This window comes from Rhizobium sp. RU36D, assembly GCF_900176345.1.
Classification (GTDB): Bacteria; Pseudomonadota; Alphaproteobacteria; order Rhizobiales; family Rhizobiaceae; genus Allorhizobium.
Window position 1 is genome coordinate 21,891 of the sequence record NZ_FWXU01000034.1, and the last position, 18,681, is coordinate 40,571.

An 18,681-nucleotide genomic window follows, 5' to 3' on the forward strand; every position below is an offset into this window, starting at 1 on the left:
GCTGGTTCCTTAGCGTGCCCAGCCTACGCTCATGGCGTGCCGGCGGCGTTTTCCTTTGCTGCGGTCGCAAAGGCCCTCATACTTGATGATAAGATCGTCGAGGCGGGCAGGATTAATCTCGGCGAACTGAACTTCATCTTCACCGAACCGCGTCCTTGCGACTGTCCCGCCGGTGGCGAGAGTGAAGCGCGCTTTCAGCAATGCATCGAGGATGGCGCAGTTGTCGTGAATATTGATTTCAACCCCATCGATCATGACCGTCGTCATTCGTCCGTCTCCTTTTCTTCGTCGTCTTTTTCGGGAGACGGTGGGCTTGGCGCCGATCCTGCTCGATCATATGGCGAACGCATGCCACGGGAGATGTACCAGTTATGCTCCATCTCCTGACGTAGCATCAGTTCATCGGCATCGTGACCGAGTTCCGCCGCTTCAATCTCGACCGAACTGTTGTAGTTCTCGAGGCGTTTGCCGGAGGCATCGGCGCTTTTCTTGTCGTCGGCGGATGGCTTGGCAGGGCCGCGCCATTGCGCCCACAAAAGGCGATCCCGATTGGCACGAAATGCCGCATACCCACCTTTGAAAGGGATGCGCCCGAAAAATATCGCCTCATCCAGCCATGGCCCATACATGGCGTCTCCGATTGGAGCGACACCCCGTTCACGTCGACGCAATACGATCGGCCAGATGGATGAAATACCCACGCGCGAGCTTGCATAAGTCGAATTGCGATTATCGAGTGTGAAGCTTTCATAAGTGACGCCAATCGCCCTCGCCATGTCGCGAGATAGGCTCATGTTGAACGGATCATATTGGGGACCAGGCGTCACGCTGCCCTTGACGTCTAGTTTTTCCCCCGGCGCCAGGTGGTTGATGTTCGGATCGCTTCCGAAATAGAGCTTGGATTCCCGAGCCTTCTTGATCTGTGCAGCGTATAGGCCGACGAACTGATCAGCGAGCTGCTCGGTAATCTTGGAATCGCCGCTTTCGCGTAAGGCATTCAATGCCTCAAATGCGTCTTGGCTGGGCGCTTCGCTGGTGAGACTGATACCGATCGCAGTCTGCAATACCGCCATCTGCAAGGTCGCATCCTCCAGCATCTCGTGCTGGATGTTCTTGCGGATCGCGGCCGCAAGCGGTGAGATGCCACGCACGTCGCGGGAACCAGTCGGCTCGAACACATGAAAAGTCTTGACGTTTCCCGCTTGGTCGTAGGCGGGCCAATCATGCGTCGAGAACGACAGACTGTCCTCGGCACGAAATCGGTAGGCTACAGGACGCCAGTTCTTGTCATGCAGGACACCCTGGATCATCCGTTCTGTTTCGACTGTGTCCTGCACCAGCCTGGTCGGCGAGAGGATGCAAGATTTTGTACCCGTCGTTACGCCATAGTGCGCGCGCGTTGGCGCATCCATCCAGTCATTGATCCCAACCGCCTCGCCGAACACCATCTGGTCGCGCAATCCGATCTCGAACTGCTGCTGAACGATGAATTTGCCCCGCAAATGCGACTCTCGCGGATTCCAGGAGTAGAACTTCCACTCGCTCTTTATCAGGCTGATAAGGTCGCGGATCTCGGCATCGTTATAGCCGAGCCGACGAAGCGTGACGGGGTCCGGCGTGGGATTGAGTTGCAGCTCGGTACCGATGGTATCGGAAACGATCTGATTCAATGCTCCGGACAAACGCCCGGAGTTCCGAACCATGTCCTGCGCCAGGCCTGCCACCCGGCGCCAGGACTTCCGGATCTCGTCCCGGCTATCCGACAGAGGCGCTGGGCGGGTCGAGATCACGGCTGACCTGGTGTCGCGCAGATAGCTGCTTGACGCTTCAGGTCGTGCCGGCGCCCTAATGGATGCCGGCACGATCGACGGTACGGAAGTTCTCATCGCCTATTCCACTCTTTCGCGAGATCGTCGAGGCTCATTGGCTTCGATACAGGGGGAGGGCTTGGCGTGCTGGAGACGGCCGAGAAAAGGCCGTCTTCAAAATCAAGCTGCGCATCTTGCGCGGGCGTTTCCCGCTCAAGTTCCAGGCGCTGCCAGATGGCTTCAGGCAGGCTACGAACGCCGAACTTGATCGCCGCAGCCTCGGCCTGGTTCATCGTGTCGAGGCCTTCGTTCGCCTGATTTGCGTCCTTTTCCCAATGATACTCGACGAAGCCATCGTTCGATTTTCGCTTCTTGGGAACCCGCCGTTCAGCCGTCAGCTGACGGTAGTATTCGTCTTCTAGGCCACGGGGAAAGCCAACATAACCACGTTCCAGAGGATCGGTTTTGCCAACGTTTCGATAAAGCGCCATCTTCAGGATCGAAGAGTTGAAGTTGTAAAACCGCTTGGAATACTTCAACACCATGCCGGTCTTGTGGTTGCGCTCTTTCTTCACCCGCTGCAGCAGCGGCGCATTCTCGCTCTTGGCGCCGCGGACCATGATCAACTTGCTGGCTGGGTGTCGTCGAGCCCACTCCCAAACCTCTTCGGTGTAGGCATTACCATCGATCGCGGCGAGGTCCGGAGCGATGCGATGACCGCAGGTATTTGACCAGGTTTGTCCAAGCAATGCGTCAAGCCGCTCCTGACATGCCTTTTCGGATATGTGGCCTGGGATAATGCCGTAATCGACAACCCAGCGCCGAAACTCAGTGCCCCAGGCTACCGCCTGCCACTCGACCCTGTCTCCTTGGCAGTCGATGCCTAGCGTGAGGACCAGCCCCCCAATCGGTATCTTGCCGAGATCACGATCAGAGCCAGCACCACGATCGCGCAAGGTCTCCCAGGGCGGCGCCTCACCGGCTGTTACATAGGCCCGGCCGACGGTATCGTTCAGGAAGGTTTGCTCGGAGGCAGGATCACCCTTTGCCGCAAGCCATTCGCGAGCGATTCGCTCCCAACTCTGCAGCGTCGAATAAGCCGACCAGATGTAGAACGAGCGATGAAAGCGCATCTGGCTGGGATTGTGAGCCCGCCACTGCAAAGCATCGACCATCTGCTGCCGATGATACTGCCTGATCTCAGCACCACATTCGATACAGGTGAAATGCGCGTTTTCCGGATGGGCCTCATCCAGATTTGCAAGCATGTTCTCCCATTCGAGAACCTGATAGTGCCCGCACCCTTCGTGGGGGCACGGGACATAAGGGTACTCCTGACTACCGTCTTCGAAGTTCTTGGTGATCCGACAGCCCGGCATGACCAGTGGCGTCGATATCTTGAAGATCTTCGCTTCCTCGACCCCGCGGCTTCTGCTGTCTGCCTGCGATTCCGGGTCGCCGCCCTTGTTCGTTTCCCATTTCGACAAGTCATCTTGGACCTGCCTCTTCATGGTAACTTGCGATAGAGACGCCGGTGAGTTGGCGCCGGAAATCTGAATGGCGCCAAGGCCGTCGATGCGCTCCTTGTAGAGAAGCGAGTCTGACCCGTCGCGGCTCTTGTTCGAGACGACGCCGTCGCGGTTCTTGCCCAGGAAGATGTTCGCGAGTGCCGTCGTGTTGCGAAGCATCGGAGCAAGCTTCATCTTGCTCCAGCGTTCCGCATTGTTTTCCGTGGGATGGACATAGAGGAACCAGGAAGGGTCCATGTCCATTGAGCCGCCGGTAAAGATGTTGGCGATGACCGTGCCGCCGATCTGCGCCGACTTCATGAGCGATACGATGCGGCACAGGTCGTCAGGCGACAACGCGCGCAGCAGTTCGTCGAAGTAGCGAAAGAGGCTTCGATTGTAGGGGCCGGGATAGTCCGGACTTTCCAACTTTGAGAACACGATGTTCTCTTCGGCCCAGCTTAGATAGTCGACAGCAGTAGGCGGCTCGATGACATTGGCGACGACGTCATAGGCGATGCGTTCCGCGTTCGCCGTATGGATCGCCATCGTCGTCATGAGCTTTCAACCTCCAGTTCGGTGGCTATTTCGCTTTCGACCAAATCCGGAAGCGCCACGGCCTTAAGGCGCATCTGTTTGCTGGCGCTCTCACGCACCTTGCGGAACTGCTGCCGCATCAGATGCTTCACGTCGCGCTCAGGAAGCTGGAAGGCTGCAGAGATCGCGGTGGCCATATCGTTCAGACCACCCTCGAAGATCTCAAGCATCGATGTTGCCACGCGCCCCATGGCTCTTGACGCCTCGGACGTCTCCATGAGACGTCCGCGCTCCTTCGCGTCCTCGATCGCAGCGTTGCGGTTTGCACGTTCCGCCTGCTCGAGCTTTGCCTGCTTAAGGCGCAAGTCGATGTTGGGAGGCAGTGGCTCGGAAGGCAGCGTCGAGGCAAGAGGCGGTGGCCGATCAAACGGCAAGCGTTCTGCTGTGACGGGTGCATCCGGATCAAGGCGAGTGTCGAGCCCATTGCCGAAACGCTGCGAGACATCGAGGCAGAGACGAAGATCAGCTTTCGCAAGTTCAAGATCTATCTTCGCTCGCTGCCCGTGCCCCACGATTGCAGCCGCACTAATCTGTCCGGCCTTTATGAATTGCGAAACCCGACCAGGCGAAACATTGATGGCAGCCGCAAACTCTCCTTTCGAAACCAGTGGCATTGCTCAAACTCGACCTTTAATCTTTTAGCGACTTTGAGAACCTTTAGGCTTCAGTTTTAGGGTCAAACTGCGGATATTCGGCAGTCGCGCTTGCCCGTGTGGCGGCTTTTTCCGGATACGGTCCCTAAGTGGGGGGGGTGTGGCGGGTCTGCCACAGGTGGCCGCCTCGCCCTGCATCCGGTCAGGGGACCAGTTTGGCCAAGGCCGCATCGACACGTTCGCGAAGCAGCGGACCGGCAATGCGTTCAAATGCTGCTTTGGTCTGGCCACTCGTCATCTCGACAGGGATCACGACCCCGGATCGAGCAAACGTGAAATGCCGACTTCCACCCTTAACGCTGGCATGCCGGCCTACGCGCACCATGGCATGACCGTTCCAATCTTCCACTTCGACCCGATTTGGCCACCAACCTGCCCGCATGAATGCACCGGGATAGAGCGTCGTCTTGCCGAAAGGCTTTGCCACCACGCCCGCCTCGGTTTCCCGTGCGGCGAGATACTTCAGGCGGATGTTTCCACCGCGCGTCACCATCTCGTAGGAAAGCTTGCCCGGCCTGGCGACCGTCGGATTGCCCACCGCCTTGACGATTGTCTCGCGTGGAAGGCCGGTTTGCTTCGTCAGATTGCGAATAACCTGCGTTTTGGCGCGGTTGCCCACCTGGTTGACGATGCGGGGCAGCACCTTCGGAAACTGCTTATGCAGCAATTCGATGCGCTTGCCGTACTTCTTGAGATTGCCATCAGCCCATCTCGCAATGAGGATCGCCATGGCACCTACCTGTCAGAAAAGAAAAAGGCGACCAAACCGGCCGCCTGTCGTCTTCGCATAGCTGTCGCACTGACCTTGAATCGAAGTCCTCATTGGACCGTCAAGGCTGGGTTCCGAATGACCTACTCCCTTGGCTCTCACTGAAGCCGGTTCTCGCGGCTTTCGCCGGGATCGGAGGGTGCGGGTACAAATTCGCAGTGGCCGTTGACGAATAGCTCTCATAGCTTTTTCAGAAAGGCAAGAGGCATATCGGCGATTTCAAACGGGTTGCCGTCATAGACGATACGTACCCTCACACGTCCTTCGCGGCTCCATTTGACCGCCAAAACGGTGCACACCAGCTCAGCGAACGGACCGTACGCGATCACGGCTTGAGAGCCCTCGCAGATCGTCTTGTCGGTCGGCATTCGGGATACGGCACCTGGTCTTAGCCGCTGAAATTTCTGCACTTCCTCGCTGTTCACAACCAGATAGCCGTGAGCGCCGGACACAAATCCAAAGACATTCTTCTGCCTGCGCAATCCCTCGAAAGCCTCAGGTGAAGGAACAATCTTCGTGAGCAGATATCCGGAAAAGTAAGCCCGCTCGGAAGCGATTTTCCGGCCACGACGTACCAGCGTCACCTTTTCCCGAGGCGCCAGCACTTCCACGCCGCAATCCGAAAGCAGCTTTTCCACTGTAAAATCGTGCCCCGATGCCACCTGCAGGCAGTACCACCGCGCCGAATCAGGCTTGGCCTCGACCTTCTCGCGTGATGCCGCATGGAGCTGCGCGCGCGCCAGTTTCAGCACGCGGCCTTCGCGGGCCTTGCGACGTTCGGCCAAGGCCTGTGTTTCCTCAGGCGAGAGCGCCTCAAACGCGCGGCGACGCTTCAGATTACCCATTCTGCACCTCACTGATTTTCTGTTCGAAAGCGGCAAGCGCCGCCTCCACTTGCGCGTCCAGATCGCCCGTCACGTCGTCGATTGCCGGGAAGAACACCCAGTCCGAAGGCTGTTCGATGAAGGGCCAGCCACGGCGGGCATGTAGCCGCTTCCATGCGAGAAACACCGCCCCACCCCGCTCTGCCTGACGAAAGGCCGCCGCGATCGGGGCCAATACCGGGCTGATGAACAGCTTCCGGCGCGATCGGAACGTGTCGATCATCGCATTGGCTTCCGGCCAGCCCGAGGCCATCCGCTTGGCACGCATCAGCGCTTCCACAGTGATCTTGCCGTCGTCGATCTGCCGGCGATCGAAGGTCGTCACCACGAAATTCTCCACGGCGGGCTTCAGCAGCAGCGAAAGCCGATGGGCCATCCAGAGCTTGCCGCAATAGGCGGCATGCACGCGGTTATCGGCGGGCAGCTTTTCCCACGGCCTGGTGCGCAAGTATTCGGCCGGGCTGCGCACCCGGTTCTTTCCCTGGCTCCACTGCAACCATCCCGGCGTCAGGGCAATGCAGGCCTCGCGTTCGGCCGGCTTCAGGCGAAACCATTCCCGGCGCGCCTTGTGAGCGCTGTAGTCGGCATAGCCGGGCCAACTCGGCAGCCAGCGAAGGAAGGCGGCTTCGATCTTGCGCCGTTCGTTCCCATCGGCTCGCGCGCCTGCGCTATCTGGAGAGTTAATGGGAGAGTTATTATCCTGGGGTAGCTGTTCCCCCACCTTCGGGGCGTCAATTCCCCCACCTTGAGCAGCCATTTGCCTCACCTCTTCGTCTTCGCGGATATCATCCGCCGGGGTGTCGCCAAGGCCTGAATCGGTCGCCGGTTCATCGGGCCAGCGTGCCCGATAGTCCTGTCGACGCCATTTCTGGCCGCTGAAAAATCCGTGGCGGACTTCAAGCCAGCCACGGTCGCTTGCAATCTTGAGATGCGTGCGCACGGTCTTCTTTGTCCGACCCGTCAGCGCGCACAGGTCATCGATCGTGGGAAAGCAGGAGCCGCCATTGCGGTCCATCTTGTTGCCCAGCATCGCCAGCACATGCCGTGTCGTGGCCGGCAGATCGGAGTTCGCCACCGCATGCCGCCAACGCCACACCAGGGATGTCCTTGGCGCATGGTCCTGCCCTGCCATTGCCTGCCTATCCCTCACGTCGCGGCGATCCCGGCTGTGGCCGCTCCCAGCCACTGGCTGCAATCGCCCGCATCACGGTACGTTCCAGCATCAGCAGATGCCGGTCTTCAGGCCGCAGCGTCCCATAGGCAGAGCGCGTGGCGTTGAGAGCGGCAAAACGCACGTCCACAAACCGCACGCCCTGGACGAATCCACATTCCTGCAGGATGGCGCGAAGCACGCTCGCATCGCGCAGGATCACGCCATCAGGAACGGTGAGCAGCCATTCGGCGCGTTTGGCATCGTCGAGGCAGTCGGCGAGCTCGTCGATGATCGGCAGCAGATGGGCCATGGCTTTTGCGCCCCTTCGCGCGCCCCTCAGTTTCTCGATGTTGGAAAGCTTCGCCCGTGCATGATCGGCCCGTACCTGGTCGCCGTTCGCCACCGCCGCCGAAAGCGCCAACCGGGAGGTGTGCTCAATCGGGCCGTATCGATCCGTCTCGATTGCGCCATTGCGGATGGCGAGCTTGCGCTTGGAAAGCGCGATGTCAAAATGCACCCACCTCGCCTGTCGGTGAGGCCCGAAGCTCAAATCGGGATGACCCTGTATCCATTTGCGCTGCACGCCGATACGGTCGGCCATGGAGAGCAATTCGGCATCGCTGTCGGCCCACATGTGGCACATCAGCATGTTGCCAAATCGGGCTTTCATATCGTCCACATAGACACTCATGTGTCACCTCGCTTCCAAAGCCAGAAATCGTTGCGCAGCTGCTGAAACGCCGCCTTCACCGCGGGATCGCGGTCGATCTCGCCTTTGCTTTTGATCTTGAGAAGTTCTTTCAGCCTGGCGTCGGCGGCATCTGCATCGGGCACAGAGCCATCGCCCCGCGTCTCCAGGAAGCGCCGGAACAGCGGTTGCTCGCAGAGCGATTTCGCAGTGAAGCCGAGATTGTCCCGCTTGGGCTTTTCAGCGGGTTGCGGTTTCGGGGCCAGCTCACGGATCCGCGCCGCCGCCCGGTCGATCAGGTCGAGCGCGAAGCCAAGCGTTTCCAGCGCACGGCACAGCACCTCAATTTCATCGGGTGATGCGCAAGGATGGATGGTGGCGACGCGATCGAGGTCGCCGCTCTTGCGCCAGGCCATGAGATGCGTTCCGCTGGAATCGGCCTCCACCTCCCAGGTGAAACCGGCCAAGGCTTCCCGATACTGCCGCAACTGCCGCAGGCGCCGCCGTTCCTGTTCGCGATCGGGAGCGCTCATATCGACCCCCTGGCCTTTGCCAGAGGGTGAATATCCGGGACCGGCATACCGTCAAAGAGATCACGGGAATGGATGGTCATTCCACCACCTCGTGAATTACAGGAGGCGGCAGAACAACGCCGGTCGCGGCATCTATCCGCAAGAGATGCAGCGGGCAGGTGATCACGCCATCGACCGGTGCCTGATCCACCAGCGAGACATTGCGATGCGGGCACATCCAGCCTTGACCGGAACGTCGCGCCCGTCTCCCGGTCCATTCGCGGAAATGGCAATGCCATTGCGGAGAGCGGCTCGCCAGTTCGTAGAAAACACCAAGTTCGGGATTGGCGAGCCGCTTGCACATGCGTCGCCGCCACACGGGTGTCGGCAAGCCATGGGGATTGAGGCCACCCCTGCTCATGATCGGCGAACCGCCTACCAACCGCCAGAACTGGCCATAGCAGGAAAACTCCGGCACGAAGCGCGGATCGATATGATAGTGATCGTGATCGAAACCGAGGCAGTGGCGGTCATTGTGCTTTGGCCCGATCACCGGCCAGTCGCGCACCATGCAGGACCATTCGGCCCGCACCGTCGGCACCAGGTAATACTTGCCGATTTCGACCGGCGAGGTCAGTTCGTCCAGCCGCTTCACGCCGCCACCTCGCCGTCAGTCCCGGCCGCCTCGAAGCCCCAGAAATCCCATTTTCCGTTCAGCCTGACATCGCCTTCGACAAGGCTTTCGCGGCGATTGAACAATTCGAGCTTAGGCACACCGGGAAATAGATGCTCAATCGTTTCCGCGAAAAATTGCGGCTTGGCACTGTGCTGCCCCTTCGCCTCGCGATGCACGGTTTGCGGCTGAGTTCCAGGAAGTGGCGCGACTGGACTGCCTCGCTTGCCGATCAGCAGCAGCTCATGCCGGTCGCGCCCCCAGTATCCGGTTCCAGCAACTTCCTTGTCCCATATCCAGTGATGCACATAGGTGAAGCCCCAAGCCTCCATTACGCGCAATCCATCCGGCAACATCGGGTTCGTAGCCCAAAGAAACAAAACGCAATCTGCTTTGGCAGGCGCGCCGATCTCCGGAAAGAGATCGCAGATTGCACCTGTCGGCATGGTCGGATAGTGGTTCTCGGCGCTCTTGTCGCGGCCCGTGACCTCAGACCTTACGCCAAATTGCCATGGCGGATCGGCATAGATGATCGGGTATTTATGAGCGACCTGTCCGGCCTTCGCACTGCCGTTCGCCTGGACAAAGCTCATATGGGTCAGCCGCACAGCATGACGGACTTCGGAGAGCTTGCGGCGGTTTTCCTTGGTGTCGGCGGCCTTCTGTTTTTCTTCGGCAAGCGCAGCCTCGACATAGAGGATCTGCTTATCCGGGTCGACCTGCTTCAGGCGATCAAGGAAAACCCCACTGTCGAGGCGCGTGCCGCGTAGGCGATGCAAGGCCATTTCGGAGATGCTTTCGCCTCGCGAAACGTCCTTCTGGACGAGGCTTTCCGATCTGCCGGTCGCCTCAGCAGTTGCGGCCGTGAAACGCTTCGGCTGACAGATCGAGGGTTCGTAAACTTTACGAACCCTCGTATGCTGATTTTGCCCTAGTGCCGTATCCGGATATTTTTCAAGATAAAGCTCTTTCCGCCGCGCCGTGAACAACGCCCTGTCTGCGACTGTCAGTTCCGCACGGCAAAGGTTTTCATCGATCTCCCAAAGCTCGGCGTCCAGCGCATCGCCCTCGACAACGAAGGCCGGTATCCATTCCTCGCCCAGCTGCCGCATGGCTTCCAGGCGGTGCATGCCGGCCACCAGCGCCAAATGATCGGTCCCATCTTCGCCAGCGGGAACCACGCGCAGGGTTATCGGCGTTTTCAGCCCGATCTCTCGGATCGAAGCCTTGATGGCATCGACCTTCGCCTGATCGAAATAGCGCAGACGCTTGCCGATCTGGATCGCGGCAACCTCCACCGATTCTATCTCCCGCCGGCGCCCCATCAGTCGAGCCTCGGGAAAAGCTCGCCTTCGAAATGTGGCCAACGCAAAACACCAGAGCTGCGCCCAGAACGAAATGCGTTGAATGCCTTGATGAAGACCGCCGCCTGCTCCAGGGCACTCATACGCGTTCCGCGCCGTGTCTGAGCAAGATGGCCCATGAACCGTTTTCGCAACACGAAAACAGGGTCACGATCTGAATCTATGCCGATGCCCGTGGTCAGAGAATGCACGAAACTGTCAAGCATCGTTTGTTTCGAACGGGCACATATATGCGCTGCCCCGGCGATATAGCCCTTGGAAAGCTGGAATTGCCGGGAAAGCTTGTCAGTGGAATTCAGGGCTTCGCGAATGGCAGGGTTCGCATCGAGCACGTCCATCATTTCTTCCGGAGAAGGATAACTCCCTGCAACGCGATTGCCCTCATACAGCCACACGAAGGAAATGGCAGTGGCCAGCGAATTGGCATTCTTCTCGCCATACATGGAGAGAATATTCCCCGGCGTCCGGGCGGCGCCTTGATCGACGGTGTGACGGCTGTCGCGATCAAGGCCGAAAGCCAGCATCATTGGCACGGTCGTGCCGCTGCGGATGACCGCATTCAGGCGATGCTGCCCATCGTTCAATGCACCGGATCGGGAGATGATAATGGCCTCGCCGTTCAGCAGCCACTCGCCTCGCCGCATCGCATCGGCATAGGCCCGCACGGATCGCTTGGCGCCCTCGATCCGTAGCGGCCGGTTGTCGGCATTCGTGGCAAGAATCCGCTCGGCCAGAACAGGCGTCATGTCGACCGTGACGGTGAAAACCTCTCGCTCGCCACGCCGTAACCACTGAGCGAAATCATCAGGCGGTGCAGCGCCGCCAGCACCAGCTGTTATCGCCGGCGATACATCTTTGAGCGGGTTGTTCTTGGAAATGCGATGGGAACGGGACTTCATCAGATGATCCTCTTTGCAAGGCGGCGGTCGATCACCGCAATCAGCCGCGCCACGCGCGTGGCGCCAAACCCGCGCTTCAGAAACCGCAGGGCAATCCGGGGATGAAAGGGAAAGGAGGCGGCCGCAATCGCGCGGCGCACCTCGGCGGGCAGGCTGTCGAACAGCTCCATCAAGCCGCCCTCCCCACATCCATCAGCTCGCGCACTTCCGCCTCGCTGAGACCCGTGCGCCGCGCGATTTCCGAGAGAGAAAGACCGTCGCCGATCAGGACGCGGACCCGCGCCGCCTTGGAGGTGCGGATCAGATCGTCCGCTTCTTCCTCCCCGGTCGTCCAGGACGCGGCGATTGCAGGCTCTGCCATTGGGCATCCTCAGCGCTCGGAAACGATACGCAGGCTGGCATCGCCGCCACCACGGGCCTTGATCTGGGCCAGGCTGGCGCGAAGGTCCGATAATGCGGTTTCCAGAGATGCCGCGACCCGGTCAACGGTTGTCGCTTCCGAGGGCGATACATGCCCGTCCGAAATCACCACTGCCATGGTCCGCGCCAGTTCGGCCGCCTGAAGCATCGTCTCGGCATGCGTCGTCATGATTGAAACATCGGCCTGGCGCTCAAGATCAGGATCAGTCAGGCGCCGACCGTTGGCCTCTGCCATAACGGACGTGATCAACGGCTGGCCACAGTCCGCCTCCAGCGCACGGACGGCACCGACGGGCATCAGGTCGGGATCGTTGGGGTTATTCCAGCGTCCCACATGGCTCTTGCTGAATCCGGTGATAGATTCGGCACGGGCAATGCCGCCGCAGCGTTCGATCAGGTCACGCTGAGCCGCCTTCATACGATAAAGAAATGCATCCATCTGATTTCCTCCAGACAAAAAAACACACGTTCCCGCGCCGGGAATTCGGCGTGGGGATTCCCGTAGCGGGAATGTTCAGGAAGTGAGAAGAATCAAGCCGTTACCAAGTCGGGGGCGGCCCACATGTCATTGTTGATGCAAGCAACGAAAAGTCAGCGCCGAGGCGGGTCCGCCTACGCAGTATCTGAGACCGCTCGCCTCGGCGCACGGCAGGCAGCGAGGAGGATGTCGCGCCAGGCCGGAAGGTATTATTTTGACCGCCTCTCATGCGGCAGCCTCGTGTTGGTTCGAGGATGGCCTATCAATCCCACCCTCCGGCCAAGTCGCATTTTCTGGCCAATTGAGTGAGAACCAGCGAATCGCATCATTGAAGCGGGCAGTTGTCAGGTCGGCGCCACCCCGCAGAGCGGCCAACTTCTTGCTGTCTCCAAAAACCCGACCGCTCACGGTCTTTTCCTCCACGCCGCAGGCGCGTCCGTAGGCTTCTGAGATGAGCAACAAGTCAGCAATCTTAAACATGCGCGGAATATCGGTTAAAAAACCGAATTTGGCAACGGTTTTATTACCGATATCAAAGTTTCTGCAATCTGGTAAAAATACCGACATGGAAACAACGCTTTATACGAGAATTAAGGAACGCCTCGATGCACTCGGCATGACCGAGAGCGCCGCTGCTGCAAAGGCTACTTTGGGAATAGATGCGATCCGAAACCTTCGACGTCGACACGACGCGGGGGAGCTGTCAGCAAGCATGTCTACAAAGTCTCTGGAAAAACTGGCGCCGGTTCTGCAGGTTTCTGTTGAGTGGCTACTCCACGGCGACAAATCTAGTGGGTTTGAAAGCTCTTCGACGATAGGCCGCATACCATCAGCCAACGCAAGCTTCCCACCTCGCTACCAATCCTTTGACCGAACGTCATCGGTCCCGCTACTAGGTCAAGCAGCGACCGGCCCGAACGGAATGTTCGTCCTTAACGGAGCTGAAGTAGGCAGGCTGTTCACACCGCCAATGTTGGAGGGTGTCGCCGGTGCATATGGCGTTCGCGTGTTCGGAACATCGATGGTCCCACGTTACGTCGCAGGGGAAACAGTTTGGATCAACCCACACGAACCGGTGCGACAAGGCGATGATGTTGTGGTGCAAATACTTACGGACGTTGAGAACGAACGACAAAGCTACATAAAGCAGTTTGTCTCGCAGTCATCCAAAGTAACGCGCCTTCTCCAGCACAATCCTGAAGAAGGCGAGGAGAAAGAACTGATATTTCCCACCGATCGCGTGTTCTCAGTTCACAAGATCGTCTTTCACGCGACCATATGACGAATCATCGAGCCAGGTGGGCCGGATCGTCAAATTCCTGAAAGCCGGCGCCAGTGGTGGGCATTCGGCGCAGCGGAAACGCTGACAAAGCTCTTGATATGTCTGAACCCCTTTGCGAGATGCCATCATTATTTCAGGCATGCGCAGGACACTAGACCTCCCACAATCGTCGCAGGCCACATAGACGCTGGTGAGCTCGACGACCAGCCTCCGCGATTCGGGATGATTGACGGGAGCGCTGCAAAACATAATACCCTCCTGTATGTTCCTGATACGTTCTCACTTTTTAAAACCATAAGGCGGCAAAGAGTCCAGAGTGATTCGGCGGCAGAACCAAAAAAGTTGCGCAGATGCGAATTCGGTTAATTTACCGACCGCATCTTGCATATCGGTTTTATTACCGGTATGTGTTTCGCAATCGGTAATTTCACCGAGGCGAAGGAGCGCTCACATGCACAAGTCCGACAAGAAAGCACAGACCGAAATCGTCAACGCCATGGTCAACCTCTACCTTGAGCGTGGCGCCATGACCGATACCGATCTCATCCGCGCCGGCTTCAGCCAGGAACAGGTCAATACCTGCGCCCCACTGGCCGCCGCCCGCATTCGCGAGACCGAGGCGATCGCTGCCTGACCCCACCTACGATCCGCTTTGGTGCCCGGCTCCCTTACCACTTGCCCCGCCCGGCGAAGGGAGCCGGCATCCCAACCGGATGAAAGGTAACCTCCCATGACCCGCAAAGAATTAACCGGTCCGATCGACCGGGCAGCAGGCGCGCGCCTATGCGCCATCCGCAAGGCACGCAACGTCAGCCAGGAAAAGCTGGGCGCCGAAATCGGCGTCACCTTCCAGCAGGTGCAGAAATACGAGAAGGGCACGAACCGGATCTCCATCTCGACGCTTATCCTCATCAGCAAGGCACTCGCCTGCCACCCCATGGATATCATCGGCGAGGCCGAGGACATGCCGCAGCGCCTGTCGCTGGACACGCTGCTTGCGGAAAAGAAGGAGGCGGATGCGAGGCTCGCCCATATCGCCAGCCTTGCCAGCCGCCGGCCGTCCACCGCGTCATCCGTCTCACCAACAGCCGGAGTCGCCCAATGAGCAGCGATCGGGAATTCTATCTGGGCTGGTTTCACGCCCGCTATCTCTGGCCGTTGCGCACCTTCGTCGACCACGCCCGCCTCGTCCATCTCCTGCAGTTCCTGGATGGCATCATTGTTCTGGAGCCCTGCAGTTCAGGCGGCGCCTATGTTGTCGCCATCACCGGCCATGCCATGGTGGTGATCCACGATAGCGACGCCTCGATATCAGTTCCATGCACGCTCGACATTCCGGACGCTGCATTCGAAGCCGCCAAGCCCGCCGTTGGACCGCTGATGGACTATTGCGGACAGAGCTATCGTCCGGACCCGCCCGACTGGATGCAGCCGGGCCGCGTCTATGTCTACACGGCCGGGATCCACATCATCCCTGCCATGCGCCACCCCGTGTGGGCAGAGGAAGAGAACGAATTCCAGCCGTGCTTCTACGCCCGTACGGCAAGCGTTAGCGAGCATAACCGGGGCCTGGATTTCCGGATGACGAAGGGCAGGCCGCTGGATTGGCGCGCCTTCCTGAAATCCACGCTTGAGTTGCCGGATGCCGCGAAGGCGACGACGCGCTTCGATCCGCACATACCCGCGCTGTTTGCACCGCTTCTGGAGATGCTTCGATCTACCGCCGATACCCCGCCTGCGATCATGTCACACACCACGAAGACCCACCCTTCAGGACAAAACCCGGTCATCCTGCAGATATCGGGACATCCGGAAGTCCTTGGCGTCTGGGTAGGATCGGCAGAGGCGGAGCCATCTCCGATCCCGGCGCACTTCACGGCCGAGGCGAGCACATGAACCCTTGTCACCGGACCCCACCCAACAACGCGAAGCTGCCCGACGATCTCGGTCTCGCCCGCCTGGCCGCTGCAGGCTTCAGCCGCCGCGAAATCGCCGAGCACTACGGCGTGCGTCAACAGTCGGTGCGCGACCGCTTCTCTGCGATCGGCATCAAGGTCGCGCTCGACATTCACCGCGCACGCCCGAGCGACACTCGCAAGGTGATTAAGGCGGGACCGACAGGCCCGATCTCTCTCCCTGCCCTCAGTTTTCTGGAGAAGAGCAATGGCTGAGAACTCCGCGATTTCTTGGACCCGGCACACTTGGAACCCATGGATGGGCTGCACCAAAGTAAGCCCGGCATGCGACGGATGTTACGCCGAAGCACTCATGGATAAGCGCTACGCCAAGGTCCGATGGGGCAACTTTCCCCGCGCCCGCACCGGTGCGAAGACCTGGAATGACCCGCACCGCTGGAACAAGCAGGCCGTGGTCGATGGCGACCGTCCTTTCGTGTTCTGCGCAAGTCTCGCCGACATCTTCGACAACCAGGTGCCGACTCAATGGCGCACTGACGCCTTTGAGGTGATGCGAAATACGCCGCGGTTGGTCTACCTGCTGTTAACCAAGCGACCGCAGAACATCGTTAGGCTGTCGATGGAAGCTGGCGGCCTGCCGGTCAACGCGGCGCTCGGCACGACATGCGAGGACCAGCCGCGGGCCGATAAGAACTTGCCGGCTCTGTTGAGCGCCCACGACCGCGTCAACTCTCTCTTCACATTCCTCTCTTGCGAACCACTGCTTGGCCCGATTGACCTATCGCAGTTCGACAGCTTTCCCGACTGGGTCATCGCAGGTGGCGAGACAGACCAAGGCGAACACAAGGCACGCCCTACGCATCCGGATTGGTTGCGCGATCTGCGTGATGCCTGCGCTCAGGTCGGCGTTCCTTTCCATCTGAAGCAATGGGGCGAATGGACGCCTGGAGAGAACGTGCCGCACACAGTTCGCGGTCGCAGACCATCGGCCCATTTCTTCGACGGTGAGTGGGACATTGGATCGACTGACATGAGCGATCCGGAAGATGGGTGGATGGACGAACCCGACGTCTACAGGGTCGGCAAGAAACTCAGCGGCCGCATGCTCGATGGCGTCACCCACGACGCGTTTCCACAGGTGCCGGCATGAGCATCGTCCGCCATGAAGGCAGGATGCAGGTCACCTGCGACAGCTGCCCCGCCACCTACCGCCGCACCTATAAGGTCGAGGATTTCGACGTTCTGATTGCCGACATCACGTCGGAGGAATGGAAGAAGTTCAAGCAGGAGGGCCAGTGGCGCCACCGCTGCCCCGATTGCAGCAAGAGCGTGGAAAGGCGGCTCGTATGACGACAATCAGCCCCGCCACTCCCGCCGCCATCGTCGCGGCCCTTGCCGCAGCGCAGGTCAAGCTGCCCTTGCGCATGTCCGAACAGGATACCGGCGTCATCCTGGATGACGACGGCCACGACATCATCACCATCGACTCGAACGGCAAGCGCGAAGATGACCAGGTCGACATCATCGCCATGCTGGTCGTCAGCGCCATCAATCACCTCGCAGCTCCGGAGCCTCAGACATGATCGCGAAGCCCGCCATCAACATGACCATCGGCGATCTGCCGGAACTGGATTTCGTCCCGCTCCGGCAAATCCGCGTCGATGACAGCTATCAGCGCCCCCTGAAGGAGAAGCGCGTTGCCCAGATCCTGAGGGACTTCAACTGGGCACAGTTCGGCGCACTGATGCTGGTGCGCCAGGAGGACGGTACCTACACCGTTTATGACGGCCAGCACCGCTTCGAGGCCGCGCGCAAGCATCCCGCGATCGACCAAGTGCCGGCGACGATCGTCACCTTGAACGCAGCTTACGAGGAGGCCCAGCACTTCCTTGGTGTCAACATCAACCGATCGGCCATCACCACGGTAGAAAAATACTGGGCAGGCATCGAGGCCGGCAATGACGAGATGATGCGCATCTGCGCCGTGCTCGAGGAGGCTGGTTGCGAGGTTGTACCACCAGGCAGCAAGTCGCCGGCCGCCAACCGTACATCGTCGATAGCAGCGATCGAGCGCAGCTTGCGCCTCTATGGCGACGACGCCGTAACCCAGGCCTGCAAGACCTTGCGGGAGGCATGGCCGAAGGACGTGCACGCCCTGAACGGCGTCATGATCCAGGCGCTGGCCCGGCTTTACCGCAACAACAAGGGCACGATGGATCGGGAGCGCATGGCGCTGAAGCTGAAGGGCAAGGATCGCAAGATCCTGACATCGGATGCCGAGATGCTGCGCAAGATGGGTGGAGGCGATGCGCCGCTCGCCGTCGCAAAAGCCCTGGTCGAGGTCTACAACCGCGGCCTGACTTCCAGCATGATCCAAGTGGGAGCGAAGAAATGACACCTTCCCAGGGCTTCGCCTCTCTCCTCCTTTTCGCCGCCGTCATCACGGGCATCGCCTGGTTTACTGCTCTTCCGACAATCGGCCTCCTCTATATCCTGGGAGTTATCCAGTGACCGAACCATCAACACAATTCCGCGAGGCCGTGACGCGCCTTATTGAAAGCGTCGAATTCGACGTCAACGGGAGCAGCGGCCAGGGCGGCAATGGCGGCCTGATTTCCGACAAGACCATTCGCGCCGCCGGCGAGCTGCGCATCCTGCTGAGCCGTACCCCATCACCCTTGCAACCGGACATGTCGAAGGTGACCCGTTTGGTGGCGACTATGATCGACGTTCTTAGACGCGAGATCTCGTATGGCGACCGGGACCGAGCCCGTGAGAAATTCAATGAACTGGACCGCTTCTTCAGGAAGCATTTTCTTGGCGATGCCGATGATGAGACTTCGCCGAATACACTCATGCCCTCACCTATCGAAGCTGAGATATTGGATGCCATACGGCCGTTTCTCGGGCAGCCGATCACCCAGTCTCTTTGCCATGAGATCGTGCAGGCTCTCTGCCGGATCGGAAACGCCTCAGTCCCACCCCCCACACCCTCATCGAATGTGGGGCCGTCCGAATGATCTACGGCTCCGTCTGCTCCGGCATCGAGGCGGCGACTATGGCTTGGCATCGGCTGG

Annotated in this window: 26 protein-coding genes; 10 read left to right on the top strand and 16 right to left on the bottom strand. The window is 59.6% G+C overall.

What is annotated here, in order from left to right:
* Positions 1–9: 9 nt before the first annotated feature.
* From B9A97_RS26705 to B9A97_RS26775, 16 genes are all read right to left on the bottom strand, one after another.
* Positions 10–267, bottom strand: a complete 258-nt coding sequence (locus B9A97_RS26705) for a hypothetical protein (protein WP_084368877.1) — start codon at positions 265–267, stop codon at positions 10–12.
* On the bottom strand, positions 264–1,886 hold the full coding sequence (locus B9A97_RS26710; RefSeq protein WP_084368878.1) for a phage portal protein: 1,623 nt from the start codon (positions 1,884–1,886) through the stop codon (positions 264–266). Before B9A97_RS26710 ends, B9A97_RS26705 begins: the two co-directional genes overlap by 4 nt.
* Entirely contained in the window at positions 1,883–3,874 is a 1,992-nt protein-coding gene (locus tag B9A97_RS26715; RefSeq protein WP_084368879.1) for a phage terminase large subunit family protein, read from the bottom strand. Before B9A97_RS26715 ends, B9A97_RS26710 begins: the two co-directional genes overlap by 4 nt.
* Positions 3,871–4,527: a hypothetical protein gene (locus B9A97_RS26720; protein ID WP_084368880.1), complete on the bottom strand. Its 657-nt coding sequence runs from the start codon at positions 4,525–4,527 to the stop codon at positions 3,871–3,873. The genes B9A97_RS26715 and B9A97_RS26720 overlap by 4 nt, the downstream gene beginning before the upstream one ends.
* Before the next feature lie 181 nt (positions 4,528–4,708).
* Entirely contained in the window at positions 4,709–5,296 is a 588-nt protein-coding gene (locus tag B9A97_RS26725; RefSeq protein ID WP_084368881.1) for a hypothetical protein, read from the bottom strand.
* A 218-nt stretch (positions 5,297–5,514) separates the two neighbouring features.
* Positions 5,515–6,180: a transcription termination/antitermination protein NusG gene (locus tag B9A97_RS26730; protein WP_084368882.1), complete on the bottom strand. Its 666-nt coding sequence runs from the start codon at positions 6,178–6,180 to the stop codon at positions 5,515–5,517.
* A complete protein-coding gene (locus B9A97_RS26735; protein WP_084368883.1) occupies positions 6,173–7,351 on the bottom strand; it encodes a helix-turn-helix domain-containing protein in 1,179 nt (392 codons plus the stop codon). Before B9A97_RS26735 ends, B9A97_RS26730 begins: the two co-directional genes overlap by 8 nt.
* Positions 7,352–7,358: 7 nt before the next feature.
* Positions 7,359–8,063 carry a DUF4031 domain-containing protein gene (locus B9A97_RS30270; protein WP_084368884.1) on the bottom strand — a complete coding sequence of 235 codons (705 nt, stop codon included), beginning with the start codon at positions 8,061–8,063 and terminating at the stop codon, positions 7,359–7,361.
* A complete protein-coding gene (locus B9A97_RS26745) occupies positions 8,060–8,593 on the bottom strand; it encodes a hypothetical protein (protein ID WP_084368885.1) in 534 nt (177 codons plus the stop codon). The genes B9A97_RS30270 and B9A97_RS26745 overlap by 4 nt, the downstream gene beginning before the upstream one ends.
* A gap of 76 nt (positions 8,594–8,669) precedes the next feature.
* Positions 8,670–9,227: a Rieske 2Fe-2S domain-containing protein gene (locus B9A97_RS26750; RefSeq protein ID WP_084368886.1), complete on the bottom strand. Its 558-nt coding sequence runs from the start codon at positions 9,225–9,227 to the stop codon at positions 8,670–8,672.
* A complete protein-coding gene (locus B9A97_RS26755) occupies positions 9,224–10,543 on the bottom strand; it encodes an MT-A70 family methyltransferase (RefSeq protein ID WP_244564371.1) in 1,320 nt (439 codons plus the stop codon). Before B9A97_RS26755 ends, B9A97_RS26750 begins: the two co-directional genes overlap by 4 nt.
* A gap of 26 nt (positions 10,544–10,569) precedes the next feature.
* On the bottom strand, positions 10,570–11,274 hold the full coding sequence (locus tag B9A97_RS26760; protein WP_179145411.1) for a hypothetical protein: 705 nt from the start codon (positions 11,272–11,274) through the stop codon (positions 10,570–10,572).
* Between the two features lie 233 nt (positions 11,275–11,507).
* Positions 11,508–11,678, bottom strand: a complete 171-nt coding sequence (locus B9A97_RS29970; RefSeq protein ID WP_179145412.1) for a DUF6525 family protein — start codon at positions 11,676–11,678, stop codon at positions 11,508–11,510.
* A complete protein-coding gene (locus tag B9A97_RS26765; RefSeq protein WP_084368889.1) occupies positions 11,678–11,869 on the bottom strand; it encodes a hypothetical protein in 192 nt (63 codons plus the stop codon). The genes B9A97_RS29970 and B9A97_RS26765 overlap by 1 nt, the downstream gene beginning before the upstream one ends.
* A 9-nt stretch (positions 11,870–11,878) precedes the next feature.
* Entirely contained in the window at positions 11,879–12,367 is a 489-nt protein-coding gene (locus tag B9A97_RS26770; protein ID WP_084368890.1) for a hypothetical protein, read from the bottom strand.
* Positions 12,368–12,631: 264 nt separating this feature from the next.
* Positions 12,632–12,973 (bottom strand): hypothetical protein, encoded by a 342-nt coding sequence (locus tag B9A97_RS26775; protein ID WP_244564372.1) that lies wholly within the window; start codon positions 12,971–12,973, stop codon positions 12,632–12,634.
* Here B9A97_RS26775 and B9A97_RS26780 point away from each other — a divergent pair.
* From B9A97_RS26780 to B9A97_RS26830, 10 genes are all read left to right on the top strand, one after another.
* Complete coding sequence (locus tag B9A97_RS26780; RefSeq protein ID WP_084368891.1) at positions 12,972–13,688, top strand: LexA family transcriptional regulator; 717 nt, start codon at positions 12,972–12,974, stop codon at positions 13,686–13,688. The two genes, B9A97_RS26775 and B9A97_RS26780, sit on opposite strands and share 2 nt — an antisense overlap.
* Positions 13,689–14,139: 451 nt before the next feature.
* Positions 14,140–14,322 carry a hypothetical protein gene (locus B9A97_RS26790; RefSeq protein ID WP_084368893.1) on the top strand — a complete coding sequence of 61 codons (183 nt, stop codon included), beginning with the start codon at positions 14,140–14,142 and terminating at the stop codon, positions 14,320–14,322.
* 96 nt (positions 14,323–14,418) lie between these two features.
* The gene (locus B9A97_RS26795) at positions 14,419–14,793 is read left to right on the top strand and encodes a helix-turn-helix domain-containing protein (protein WP_084368894.1); all 375 of its coding nucleotides are present in this window, start codon (positions 14,419–14,421) and stop codon (positions 14,791–14,793) included.
* A complete protein-coding gene (locus tag B9A97_RS26800; RefSeq protein ID WP_084368895.1) occupies positions 14,790–15,584 on the top strand; it encodes a hypothetical protein in 795 nt (264 codons plus the stop codon). The genes B9A97_RS26795 and B9A97_RS26800 overlap by 4 nt, the downstream gene beginning before the upstream one ends.
* Positions 15,581–15,859: a hypothetical protein gene (locus B9A97_RS26805; RefSeq protein ID WP_084368896.1), complete on the top strand. Its 279-nt coding sequence runs from the start codon at positions 15,581–15,583 to the stop codon at positions 15,857–15,859. The genes B9A97_RS26800 and B9A97_RS26805 overlap by 4 nt, the downstream gene beginning before the upstream one ends.
* Positions 15,852–16,754: a DUF5131 family protein gene (locus B9A97_RS26810; protein ID WP_084368897.1), complete on the top strand. Its 903-nt coding sequence runs from the start codon at positions 15,852–15,854 to the stop codon at positions 16,752–16,754. The genes B9A97_RS26805 and B9A97_RS26810 overlap by 8 nt, the downstream gene beginning before the upstream one ends.
* Positions 16,751–16,954 carry a hypothetical protein gene (locus tag B9A97_RS26815; protein WP_084368898.1) on the top strand — a complete coding sequence of 68 codons (204 nt, stop codon included), beginning with the start codon at positions 16,751–16,753 and terminating at the stop codon, positions 16,952–16,954. The genes B9A97_RS26810 and B9A97_RS26815 overlap by 4 nt, the downstream gene beginning before the upstream one ends.
* On the top strand, positions 16,951–17,187 hold the full coding sequence (locus B9A97_RS26820) for a hypothetical protein (protein ID WP_084368899.1): 237 nt from the start codon (positions 16,951–16,953) through the stop codon (positions 17,185–17,187). Before B9A97_RS26815 ends, B9A97_RS26820 begins: the two co-directional genes overlap by 4 nt.
* The gene (locus B9A97_RS26825) at positions 17,184–17,999 is read left to right on the top strand and encodes a DUF6551 family protein (protein WP_084368900.1); all 816 of its coding nucleotides are present in this window, start codon (positions 17,184–17,186) and stop codon (positions 17,997–17,999) included. Before B9A97_RS26820 ends, B9A97_RS26825 begins: the two co-directional genes overlap by 4 nt.
* Before the next feature lie 112 nt (positions 18,000–18,111).
* Positions 18,112–18,624: a hypothetical protein gene (locus B9A97_RS26830; RefSeq protein ID WP_084368901.1), complete on the top strand. Its 513-nt coding sequence runs from the start codon at positions 18,112–18,114 to the stop codon at positions 18,622–18,624.
* Positions 18,625–18,681: the final 57 nt, after the last annotated feature.